Below are 11,573 nucleotides of genomic sequence, written 5' to 3' on the forward strand. Positions count from 1 at the left end.
TGTCCGGCGGCGTCGACTCCTCGGTCGCCGCCCTGTTGCTGCGCGAACAGGGCTTCCAGGTGGAGGGCCTGTTCATGAAGAACTGGGAGGAGGACGACGGCACCGAATACTGCACCGCCAAGCAAGATTACGCCGATGCCCAGGCGGTAGCGGACAAGCTCGGCATCACCCTGCACGGTGCCAACTTTGCCGCTGAATACTGGGACCATGTGTTCGAGCATTTTCTCGCGGAGTACCGCGCCGGCCGCACGCCGAACCCGGACATACTCTGCAACCGGGAGATCAAGTTTCGCGCCTTCCTCGACTACGCCCTGATGCTGGGCGCCGACTGTATCGCCACCGGCCACTACGCCCGACGCGGTGACTGCGAGGGCAAGGCCACCCTGCTGCGGGGCCTGGACAACAACAAGGACCAGAGCTATTTCCTGCACGCCGTTGGGCATCGTGAACTGGCGAAGACCCTGTTCCCGATCGGGGAGATCGCCAAGCCCGAGGTGCGGGCCCTGGCGCAGGCGCACGGCCTTGCGACGCACAACAAGAAAGATTCCACCGGCATCTGCTTTATCGGCGAACGTCGATTCCGGGACTTCCTTCAACAGTACCTGCCCGCCCAGCCCGGCGACATTCACAGTCTCGAGGGGGAACTCCTCGGTCGCCACCAGGGCCTGATGTACCACACCAAAGGCCAGCGCCAGGGCCTGGGTATCGGCGGGCTCGCCAATCACGACGATGCACCCTGGTATGTGGTCGGCAAGGACCTGCAACGCAACATCCTGCTGGTGGCCCAGGGCAATGAACACCCGGCCCTGTTCAGCAGCGGGCTGGCCGCGGGTCAACTGTGCTGGATAGCCGGTGAGCCTCCCGCCCTGCCCCTGCGCTGTACCGCCAAGGTCCGCTATCGCCAGGAGGACCAGGCCTGCACCGTAACTGCCGACAGTGGTGACTGCCGGGTAGACTTCGACACACCCCAGCGCGCTGTCACACCCGGCCAATCGGTGGTGTTCTACAGCGGTGAGCGCTGTCTCGGCGGAGGCATCATTGAACGCACCGATTGAAGGCGGTCATGCTCCGCGCAGCGCGCTGGATGAGCAAACCCTGGCCCTGGCCGGCGTCGCCCAGGCCGCGCGTCTTGTGGACCAGGTATCGCGCACCGGCTCCTGCCCCCCGGAGTTCCTGCAGGCGTCGCTGCACAGCCTGTTTGCCTTTCAGGCAGACAATGTTGAATCGGTTTATGGCGGGCTGGCGGGAATCAGGCTGGGGCTGGATACGCTGGCCATGGTATTGCACAACCAGCACACTCCGGAACAGCGGGACATGGTGCGTTACATCTTCAATTTGCTCTATCTGGAGCGCAAATTTGCCGCGGACACCGCGATGATGGCGGTGGTGCGCTCAAGGCTTGAGCATGCCAGTTTTCGCGCCGAGCATTTCGCCGCCCACGCCAACGACATCTGCCACAGCGTATCCGGCATTTACCAGGACACACTGAGCAACCTCAAGTTTCGCATCAAGGTCAGCGGCAGCGCCCAGCACCTGCAAAACCGCCAGACAGCCGATATGATCCGCGCCCTGCTGCTGGCGGGCATCCGTGCGACCTTCCTCTGGCGCCAGCTTGGCGGCCGCCGCTGGAAACTGGTACTGCAGCGCCGGGCCATCGGCCAGCGGGCGCAGGCACTGTCCCGCGAACTGGACGTGATTTAACTTTCCCAACTGTTTTTTTGGAGCACAGCATGGATCTCTCTGCCCTCACCGCGATATCCCCCATCGACGGTCGCTACGGCGCCAAGACCGCCAGCCTGCGCGAGGTGTTCAGCGAATATGGCCTGATCAAGCGCCGGGTGCTGGTCGAAGTGCGCTGGCTGCAGCAACTGGGGCGGATGCCGGGAATCGAGGAGGTACCGCCCTTGTCCCCCGCCGCCACTGCAGTGCTGGAAGCCATCGCCAGCGATTTCAGCCCCGTTGACGCACGCCACATCAAGGATATCGAGACGACCACCAATCACGACGTCAAGGCAGTGGAATATTTCCTCAAGGAGCGCTTTGCCGGCAATGCGGAACTGGAGGCGATCTCCGAGTTTGTGCATTTCGCCTGTACTTCCGAAGACATCAACAACTTGTCCCATGCCCTGATGCTGCGCGATGGCATGGAGCAGGTCATGCTGCCGACCATGCACCAGCTGATAACGGCCCTGACCGACCTGGCGACCACTCACGCCGACGCGGCGATGTTGTCGCGAACCCACGGCCAGACGGCCAGCCCCACTACCATGGGCAAGGAGATAGCCAACGTAGTGGCGCGCTTGCGCCGGCAGCTGGACCGAGTGCAGTCCATCGAGTACCTGGGCAAGATCAACGGCGCAGTGGGCAACTATAACGCCCACCTCTCCGCCTATCCCGATATCGACTGGCAGGCCACCGCGGAAGCCTTCGTCAGCGGCCTGGGACTCACCTGGAACCCCTACACAACCCAGATCGAACCCCACGACTACATGGCGGAGCTGTTTGACGGGATCGCCCGATTCAACACGATCCTGGTGGACCTGGACCGGGATATCTGGGGCTATATCTCCCTGGGCTATTTCAAGCAGCGCACCGTCGCCGGCGAAGTGGGCTCCTCCACCATGCCGCACAAGGTCAACCCGATCGACTTCGAGAACTCCGAGGGCAACCTCGGCCTCGCCAATGCCGTGTTCCAGCATCTCGCCGCGAAGCTGCCGGTCAGCCGCTGGCAGCGCGACCTGACCGACTCCACGGTGCTGCGCAATATGGGCGTGGGTTTCGGCTACAGCCTGATAGCCTACGAGGCCAGCCTCAAGGGCATCGGCAAGTTGCAGCTGAACGAGGCGCGCCTGGCTGAAGATCTCGATCACAGCTGGGAAGTGCTCGCCGAGCCTATCCAGACCGTCATGCGCCGCTACGGCATCGAGAAGCCCTACGAAAAGCTCAAGGAGCTGACCCGCGGCCAGGCGATGACCCGGGAAACCCTGGAGCAGTTCATCACTGGCCTGGCGCTGCCCAAGGAGGTGCGGAAACAACTGCTGGCCTTGACGCCCGCCAGCTATACCGGCAACGCGGCCGCCCAGGCCCGCGCCATCCGCGAGGACTAGCCACGCCGTGCTGGTGCTGGTGCTGGACCAGAGCGACTTTCTGGCGCGCTACTGGCAGCGGGAACCGCTGTTGCTGCGCGCCGCCGTGCCGGATTTCGTGCCGCCCGTCAGCGCCGAAGAGCTCGCAGGGCTGGCCATGGAGACGGAAGTGGAATCGCGCATTGCCGAATGCCGCGGCGAGCCTGCAAGCGCTGCGGCCTGGCATCTGGAACACGGTCCCTTCCCCGCCAGCGCCTTCGATCGCGGCCACCCCTGGACCCTGCTGGTACAGGGGGTGGATCAGCTGCTGGACGAGGTAGCCGCGCTGCGTGCGCTGGCGGGCTTCATACCGGCTTGGCGCCTGGACGATATCATGGTCAGCTACGCCAGCGACGGTGGCGGCATCGGCCCGCACTATGACCTCTACGATGTATTCTTGCTGCAGGGCGAGGGCGAACGCATCTGGCGCATCGGCCAGCGCTGTGACGACAGCACGCCGCTGCTGCCACACCCGGACCTGAAACTTCTCGCGGAATTTGATTGCCAGGCAGAGTACACCCTGCAGTGCGGCGACGTACTGTACATTCCGCCCGGCGTGGCCCACTGGGGCATTTCCGTCGGCGACTCCACCTGTTTTTCCATAGGCTTCAGGGCTCCGCGCATGGCGGACCTGTTATCGCGCTGTATTGACGCACGTTTGGTGCAGTTGCCTGCCAGCCTGCTGCTGGGTGATGCAGGCCGTAGCCCCACCGGCGCACCCGGTGAAATCATCGGCGCCGATATCGACAATGCACTGCTGCAGCTGCGGGAACTGCTCACGACCCGCGCGGACAACAGCTGGTTCGGGGAGCTGGTGACCGAGACAGAGGCTGAGCCACCCGCTGGCCCCGAGCTGCGGCAGATGCGCTCAGCGCTGCATAAAGCGGGCAGCCATGCGCGACTGGCGGCGGGCGCCCGGGTTGCCTGGCAGGCCCTGGATTTGGATATCCGGGTGTTTGCCAATGGCAATAGCCACTTGTTTGGCCTGCAGGTGCGGGAACCGCTCGTTACGCTCTGCGCTGACGGGGTGCTGCCATTGCCGGCCGACACCGGCTGTGCCGAACTGCTGGAATTTCTGATTCGGGAAGGGGCTCTTGAAGTGAGCGGGGCGACAAAGAACTGATCATAGTCCATCAGAACTGAGTATTTACTTGTCCAATCCAATGTCATCCAAAAACTCACAAGCGAGATCAACACTGGCCACCAACAACCGGTCTCGCGCTCGGGTGCAGGCCACATAGGCAGATGTCCCTGGCCTCCCTGTCGATTTAGGTATTCTGGCGATACTATTGACTGCCTTTCTTCATTGATTCGCGGGTCAGGATCCCGTTGAGTGCCAGGTTGATGTAGTAGTTGCTGCGCCCCTTCTTCTGCTTGTGCAGAAACCCGCCTTCGGTGAGGGCGTCAAGGTATTTGGTGGCGGTGAGTCGCGATACCTTGAGGTCGCGCTCGATATACTCAATTTTGGTATAGGGGTGGGTAAAGAGGTTGTTGATCAGGTCCTGGCTATAGAATTTGTACCGGGCGCGGATACTGTGCTTGGCCTCCTGCAGCGCGACGCGGATGGCATTGATGGTTTCAATGGTGTCGCCGGCGGTAGCCTCGACGGCTTCCAGCATATAGTAGACCCACTCTTCCCAAGCATCCCGGTCCCGCACGGCTTGCAGCAGCCGATAGTAGTCGGGCTTGGTCTGGACGATGTGGCGGCTGAGGTAGAGCACAGGGATGTTCAGCAGGCCCTGCTTGACCAGGTAGAGCACATTGATAATGCGACCGGTGCGGCCATTGCCGTCGTAGAAGGGGTGAATGCTTTCGAATTGATAGTGAATCAGCGCCATTTTGATCAGGGAATCAACATCGTACAGGGCATCGTCGTTGACAAAACGCTCCAGGTCGCTCATCAGGGCAATGATGGTGTCGGGGTTCTGGGGCGGGGTATAGACGGTTTCACCGGCGCCATCCTTGAGGGCTGTACCTGGTAACTTGCGCAGGCCCGCGTTGTTTTGTTCCAGCTCGGCCTGGATCTGAATAATGTGGTTGGTGGTGAGCAGCCCGGTGCGCTTGACCTGCTGAAAACCGGCCTGCAGCGCCTGGCGATAGCGCAGCACCTCCTTGGCGGCGACATTACTGGCCTGTGGAAACAGATCGTCCTGATAGAGGTCGTCGTGGGTGGTGACGATGTTTTCAATGGCGGAGCTGTCCTTGGCCTCCTGTGTGCCCAGGGTATTGATCAGTATGCCCTGGTTGGGGATCGCTGCCGCCACGCCCTTGAGTTCGGCGAGTTTGCGGCTGGCGAGAGCCAGTTTTTTGAGCATCGCCGGAGTTTCAAAGCGCTGCAGGGGCAGACTTTCCAGCGGAGGTAGTGCGGGTTCGATCATTGCTGCAGCCCCGGGACAATAACATGCATAGAAAATGGCTTATTTCTATACATTTAGGCAGAGACCTGTTTATTTGTCACGGCTTTTCTATACAGATGCTGGCCGCTCACTGCGCCACTCCGCTAGAGGCAGCTTCAGCGATCATGCGCTGGAACTCGGCACCCAGTAGGTCAGATTGTGGTAGGGCTTACGCCGGAGACAGCACTGATCAACTCGCGAGCAACAGTTAACGTGGCTTATAATCTCCGCACTCGAGCCAGAACCAGCGAGAACATGACCTCCACAGCATCCACACCCCCCTTGCAACTGCGCATTGCCGACTGGTCACAGGACCGGGAAATTTTGCGCGCACTGCGCGAGCAGGTATTTATCATCGAGCAGCAGGTGCCGCGCGAGATCGAATGGGATGGCCGCGACGAGGACGCCCTGCACGTTCTGGGGACCCTGGACGGCGTTCCCATCGCCTGCGGCCGGCTGCTGCCGGAAGGCAAGATCGGTCGCATGGCGGTACTGGCTCCGCAGCGCGGTCGCGGCTACGGCGCTGCGATTCTGCAGGCGCTGGTCAACGCCGCCCGCGACCAGGGTCTGACCGAAGTGTATCTTCACGCCCAGCAACACGCGGCCGAGTTTTACCGCCGCGCCGGATTCGAGCCCGAGGGCGAGCCTTTCGCGGAAGCGGGCATTCCCCATATCGCCATGCGCCAGCCATTGCAGGCGCCGCTGGGCAAGGTCTACACCGCCGGCATTGAATACCCTCAACCCTTCGCCGAATGGGCTATTGCCCTGACGACAGACGCCTCCCGGGAAATCTGCATCCTGAGCCCGGAACTGGACCACCGCGCCTTTGACAACCGCACGCTCGTCGATGCCCTCAGCGCGCTGGCCCGGCGCTCGCGACAGTCACGGGTGCGGATCCTGGTCAGCGACTACCGCCCCATGATCCAGCGCGGCCACCGCCTGCTGACCCTGGCCCGGCGCCTGCCCTCCTCGATACTGTTGCAACAGCTGAACGAGCACCCGGATTGGAAAGGGGAAACCCTGGTGCTCAAGGATCGCAGCGGCGTGCTGTGCAAACCGGCTGAGGCTGACAAGGCGGCCTTCTGCGAACCCGATTCGAGGGCCAGAACCGAGCACTACCTGGAGCTGTTCAATGAACTGTGGCGACACAGCGCGCCGCATATCGAATTCCGCAGTGTACCGCTGTAGTTATTGCGCGCTGTTCGGCGTTACCTCGCGATACTGCGGCCCAGCCAGCGCTGGGTAACCACGCCCGCGGTCATGGAGCCGTTGACATTGAGCGCGGTGCGCGCCATATCGATCAGCGGTTCGATGGAAATCAGCACCGCGGCCACCGTCACCGGGAAACCCATCGCTGGCAGCACGATCAGCGCGGCGAAAGTCGCACCGCCGCCCACGCCCGCCACCCCAAACGAGCTGATCGCGATCACCCCGATCAATCCCGCAATGAAATCCAAAGCCAACGGATCCAGCCCCATGGAGGGCGCAATCATCACCGCCAGCATGGCCGGGTAGATCCCGGCACAGCCATTCTGGCCAATGGTCGCGCCCAGGGTGGCGGAAAGATTGGCGATGGGCGTTGCCACTCGCAGGGATTCCACCTGGGTTTCCACATTCAGCGGAATGGTCGCCGCGGAACTGCGCGAGGTAAATGCAAACGCCAGCACCGGCCACACTGCGCGGAAATAGGTCGGCAGGCCGACTCCGTGCAGGAACAGCAGGATCGCGTGGACCGCAAACATGATGGCAATCGCCAGATACGAGGCAACCACGAAGGACAACAGCGTCGCTATATCCCCGGCATCCGAACTCGCCACCACGCCACCAATCAGAGCCAGAATGCCATAGGGGGTCAGGGCCATCACCAGATGCACCAGCCGCATCACAATCAGGCGCGTGGTTTCCACAAAGGTCTCGATCTGCGCGCCGCGCTCGGGGCTCTCCCGGGCAACGCCCAATGCAGCGATGCCAAACAGGATACCGAACAGCACCACGGCGATGATCGAGGTCGGCCGCGCCTCGGTGAGGTCGTAAAAAACATTGGCGGGCACAAATCTTATCAGAACCTCGGGCAGGCTGAGCCCGGCGACGGTTTCGTAGCGCTGCGCCAGTGCCTCGGCGGAAGCCAGTTCGCGAGCACCTTGGGTAATGCTGTCCGCGGTGAGCCCGAAAGCGGCGGTGACCAGGATGCCCACCAGCGCCGCAATCATCGTAGTCCCGATCAGCAGGCCAACAATGGCACCACCGATGCGCCCGAGATCCGCGACCTCGCGCAGCTTGAGGACCGCCGCGATCATCATCACCAGCACGAGGGGCATGATGATCATGCGCAGCAGACTGATGTAACCAGCGGCCACCACGCCGGTCCACTCCAGGGTGGCGGTCACGGCAGCAGACTGCGTGCCGTAGAACAGCTGCAGACCCAGCCCGAATACCATACCCGCCACCAGCCCCGCCAGAATCTGCCGGGACAGCTTCCAGCCCCGCTGCCGCAGCTGGAACAGCAGCACGCACAGGGCGAGGAACAGAATCAGATTGATCACGGGGTACATGGGCAGAATTCCCGGTGCAGGTCAGCGAAAACAAGCTGCAACAGTAACGACTCCCGGGCCCTCGCGCCAGCGGGACAGGGACAAGGCTCTTTTAACGGCCGGTCAGAACATCGAAACCGACGTCGCTGGCGCTGTAGCGATCACCGTTGCTGTCATCCCAGTAGCCCTGGCTGCGGGCGGTTTGGTAGAACCGGTAGGTCACCAGAGCACCCTCGCCGTCGAGGCTCAGACGCCTGAGCTCCTTGCTGCGGCGGTTGTCCAGCAGGTCGTGTCCGAGTAGCTGGTCGAGGCGGGCATTGGCGAAGGCCATGCCACCGCCGTGACGGGGCTGGTGGTTGTAATAGGGGTTTGCGACCGTCGGTTTGCCCAGACCGCTCAGCAGTTGCTGGCTCGCCAGGTCGATCTCCACTCCATCGTGGGCCACCGCCAGACGCAGGCCGCTCGCCAGGCGGCCGGTCTCCGGCGCAAACTCCGCCTTGCGGGCATCCAGCAGCACTACGCTGCCGCTGCCCACCACCCGCCCCCGCCCCTGCGCAAGATCGACCACCAGAGCGGTGTCTTCATCGACACCGAAACCGGCCTCGGCGCCGGTGGCGGCCAGGGCGCGAACCAGCCGTCCCAGCCGCGCCTTGCGATCAAAGTGCTGATCGACAATGCCGGCGGTAAAGAATCCCAGGCCGGGCAGTAGGCTCAGACGTCCGCTGTCCTGTTCCTCGGTGGCCGCATAGTGCTCGGCCATGGGTTGCGTCAGCGCCGTAAAACTGTCGCCGCCCGCGATCATGTGCTGGCTCATGATCGCCGCCCCAGCGCTGGTCCCACCCACCACGGCACCCGCAGCCAGACGCGCGTTAACCAGGTTCAACAGAGGGGACGCACTGCCGTCGGCCTTGCGCAGGCCGTTGACGATACGAACCTGATCTCCGCCGGTAAACCAGAAGCCCGCGGCATCGGCCACTGCAGCCACCTGCGCAGTGTCCCAGGCATTGTCGGCCCAGCTACCTTCATCCAGCACTTCAGTCGCCGGATCATCCAGCAGCGCCAGCGGAAAGGTGACCAGCCGTTCCGGGGCCACGCCATAACCCTGAAGCGTGGCAGCGAAGCGCGCGGCACTGGTCGCTGGCTGGCCGCTGGCCACCGGCACAATCACCACAGGGCCTGCCGCTGGCAGACGTTCGATAAATGCACGGTGCACCACCTCATTGTCCGGGCGCAGGGCTCCGCCTACGATTACCAGACCGCCCTTTGCAGATGCCGCCACCGAGGGTGGCGATGTCACTGCCGGCGCTTCCCCGAGGACTGGCACAGCCAGGCCCGGCAGTAGAACCAGCAGCAGGATTCGCCAGTAGCGCATCGGCATCACTCCTAGAAGCTGTGGGTATAGCGCAGGGTCAGGAAGCGACCCATGGCATCGTGGTTGATGTAGTCCACGTTGGAGGACAACCCCAGGACCGTCGGCGGCTCGCGATCAAACAGGTTGCGCACCGAGAGTGACAGATTGCTGGCATCACTGAAGTCGTAGCCAACGCTCATATCCCAGACAGTCCAGGAAGGCACATCCACTTGAGCGTCCGCTGGCAGGCCCACGGCTTCCAGTGTCCGCGGCGTCGGATCATCGCGATAGCCATCGGTATGGCGTACGCCGAGGCTGGCACGCCAGGCATCGATGCTGTAACGCAGGCGGGCGTTGGCCAAAAGCTCCGGAAAACGGAAGTCGCCAGCCTCGTCGATTACCGGGGATGCGCTGGAGGCCTGGCGCTCGAACTCGAGCAAGTAGGTGATATCCGCGGTAAAGGTCAGGGTGCCGGGGCCGGCGTCCAGGACCTGGGTGTAGGTCAGGTCCACACCCTGAACATCCTCGAAGCCCAGATTCGTCAGCTGGAAGTGGGCGTCGACCACGAAGCCGTTGACCACCTCCAGGCCCGGCGTGCCGGTGGCGAGCTCGCCCCCACCCACAACCGCAAATTCACCGTTCAGGGCGCGGCGGATGAAGTCGTCCTCGTCGATGCCAATGACGTTCTCGTAACTGATATTCCAGTAATCGAGGGTGATGTCGATGTCATTGGTCGGCGTAATGAGCATACCGGCACCCCAGGTATCGGCCTCCTCGGGATTCAGATCGTCGTTGGATACGTCCTCCGAGAGCAGGGCCTCGCCGCTGGCCGCGGCGTCACCGGCACAGGCTGCGGGGGTCTCCCGACAGTCAACCGTGTAGGAGCTCAGCAGCGTACCCGCGCCGACCTGGGCCAGCGAGGGTGCGCGGAAGGACGTCGAATAGTTACCGCGGAACACCAGGCTCTCCAGCGGCTGGTAGCGCAGGGACACCTTCGGATTGAAGTCGCTGCCAAAGCTGTCGTAATCGTCGTAGCGACCGGCCAGCTGCAGGTCGAGATTGTCCGTCAGGGGAATATAGAATTCCGCAAACAGGGCCCACTGGTCGCGCTCGGCATCAGCGGAGGTCGAGCTGAAGCCCAGGACCGGTTCCGGGTTGAAGGTAGTCGCCACCGCCACACCCGCCGGTGTATCGCGCACTTCCTCCCGGCGCCATTCACCGCCCACGGCCAGCTGCACTGTGCGGCCGTTGAAGTCGAATACCGGCCCTGACGCCACCGCATCCAGCGCGAACAATTCGGACTTGCCGTTGCGCTCCGCGGTGGTGCGAATGGCCTCATCGATACCGTCTGCCTGCTGGGTCTGGCCGCCAAAAGGGTTGTACCACAGGGTGGTCTTGCCCTGCTCCTCGCAGGTATTGCCGACAAAGCTGGCGCTGGGGCGCACCAGATTCACGTCCCAGCGCTCGACACGGCTGCCGTCGGTGCAGAGATTGCCCAGGTTGGCATCGTAGAAGGCCTCGGCCACCACCAGGCCGGAGATCCCGCGCTGGGTGGATTCATTGCGTCCGTAGGTCAGGGCCGACTCCAGCTGCCAGCCGGCGTTCAGATCCATCTCTATGCCGGACACCAGGCGCAGGGTTTCCGACTCCACGTTCACCGCCCGCGGCTCGGGGAACTTGCCCCAGGCGAAGATCGGGAAACCGTAGAAGTCGCTGAACTGCTCCAGCCCCTCAAAGCTGCCCTCCTCGACCATGTCCTCCACCAGGGCCTCGGGCCACAGCGGGCTCTCCGGGTCGATCGGCGTGCGCGAGAAGTTGGCGGGAGAGCTGGTGCCGTTGGAATCCGTCTTCTGGTAGATCGCCTCATTGAACCAGCGGAAACCGTCGCGGGGAGTAAACTCATAGGTGAGCATCCCGCCGATGCTCTCGTACTCGTCGAGCACCGAGACAAAGCGGTTATTGTCGACCTCACAGAACTCGCCGAGGTTACCGCTGCCAAAGTCCTCTGCGGCGCAGCCACCGTCTCCGGGCTCCTCTGTCTGGTCGAAGAAGGTAAAAAACAAGGCTCACCATGCGCGGCACCGTGCCCTCATTGAGGCATCGCGCGAGCAACTCCGCCGCCCGCACCGCGCTGTCGCGCGCGTCGATATGCGGGTTCTCGCGATAGCAG

9 protein-coding genes are annotated in these 11,573 nt (G+C 62.9%); 5 read left to right on the forward strand and 4 right to left on the reverse strand.

The genetic code is table 11. From position 1 onward, the window contains the following. From mnmA to RJQ10_RS04170, 4 genes are all read left to right on the forward strand, one after another. Positions 1–1,055, forward strand: a 1,055-nt coding sequence (gene mnmA / locus RJQ10_RS04155; RefSeq protein ID WP_350143919.1) for a tRNA 2-thiouridine(34) synthase MnmA, incomplete at its 5' end; no start/stop codon positions are given. Next, the gene (gene hflD, locus RJQ10_RS04160; RefSeq protein WP_350143921.1) at positions 1,039–1,701 is read left to right on the forward strand and encodes a high frequency lysogenization protein HflD; all 663 of its coding nucleotides are present in this window, start codon (positions 1,039–1,041) and stop codon (positions 1,699–1,701) included. The genes mnmA and hflD, both read left to right, overlap by 17 nt. 29 nt (positions 1,702–1,730) lie before the next feature. Beyond that, a complete protein-coding gene (gene purB, locus RJQ10_RS04165; RefSeq protein ID WP_350143923.1) occupies positions 1,731–3,107 on the forward strand; it encodes an adenylosuccinate lyase in 1,377 nt (458 codons plus the stop codon). 7 nt (positions 3,108–3,114) lie between these two features. Then, positions 3,115–4,248: a cupin domain-containing protein gene (locus RJQ10_RS04170; protein ID WP_350143925.1), complete on the forward strand. Its 1,134-nt coding sequence runs from the start codon at positions 3,115–3,117 to the stop codon at positions 4,246–4,248. Between the two features lie 163 nt (positions 4,249–4,411). Here RJQ10_RS04170 and RJQ10_RS04175 read toward each other — a convergent pair whose 3' ends face one another. Continuing rightward, complete coding sequence (locus RJQ10_RS04175; protein ID WP_350143927.1) at positions 4,412–5,503, reverse strand: Fic family protein; 1,092 nt, start codon at positions 5,501–5,503, stop codon at positions 4,412–4,414. 273 nt (positions 5,504–5,776) lie between these two features. Between RJQ10_RS04175 and RJQ10_RS04180 the strand changes: the two genes are divergently transcribed. Further along, the gene (locus tag RJQ10_RS04180; protein ID WP_350143929.1) at positions 5,777–6,709 is read left to right on the forward strand and encodes a GNAT family N-acetyltransferase; all 933 of its coding nucleotides are present in this window, start codon (positions 5,777–5,779) and stop codon (positions 6,707–6,709) included. A gap of 20 nt (positions 6,710–6,729) precedes the next feature. Here RJQ10_RS04180 and RJQ10_RS04185 read toward each other — a convergent pair whose 3' ends face one another. The 3 genes from RJQ10_RS04185 to RJQ10_RS04195 form a co-directional block, all read right to left on the reverse strand. After that, positions 6,730–8,073, reverse strand: coding sequence for an L-cystine transporter (locus RJQ10_RS04185; protein WP_350143931.1), 1,344 nt, complete (start codon positions 8,071–8,073; stop codon positions 6,730–6,732). 91 nt (positions 8,074–8,164) lie between these two features. Next, a complete protein-coding gene (locus tag RJQ10_RS04190) occupies positions 8,165–9,424 on the reverse strand; it encodes a cyanophycinase (RefSeq protein ID WP_350143933.1) in 1,260 nt (419 codons plus the stop codon). 11 nt (positions 9,425–9,435) lie between these two features. Beyond that, complete coding sequence (locus tag RJQ10_RS04195; protein ID WP_350143934.1) at positions 9,436–11,466, reverse strand: TonB-dependent receptor domain-containing protein; 2,031 nt, start codon at positions 11,464–11,466, stop codon at positions 9,436–9,438. Between the last annotated feature and the right edge of the window lie 107 nt (positions 11,467–11,573).

It is taken from the genome of Haliea sp. (assembly GCF_040222615.1).
Taxonomy (GTDB): Bacteria; Pseudomonadota; Gammaproteobacteria; order Pseudomonadales; family Halieaceae; genus Haliea.

Coding starts and splice junctions, on each gene's coding strand:
- RJQ10_RS04175 (WP_350143927.1), bottom strand. CDS start 5,503: ATGATCGAACCCGCACTACCTCCGCTGGAAAGTCTGCCCCTGCAGCGC.
- RJQ10_RS04190 (WP_350143933.1), bottom strand. CDS start 9,424: ATGCGCTACTGGCGAATCCTGCTGCTGGTTCTACTGCCGGGCCTGGCT.
- RJQ10_RS04185 (WP_350143931.1), bottom strand. CDS start 8,073: ATGTACCCCGTGATCAATCTGATTCTGTTCCTCGCCCTGTGCGTGCTG.
- RJQ10_RS04180 (WP_350143929.1), top strand. CDS start 5,777: ATGACCTCCACAGCATCCACACCCCCCTTGCAACTGCGCATTGCCGAC.
- purB (WP_350143923.1), top strand. CDS start 1,731: ATGGATCTCTCTGCCCTCACCGCGATATCCCCCATCGACGGTCGCTAC.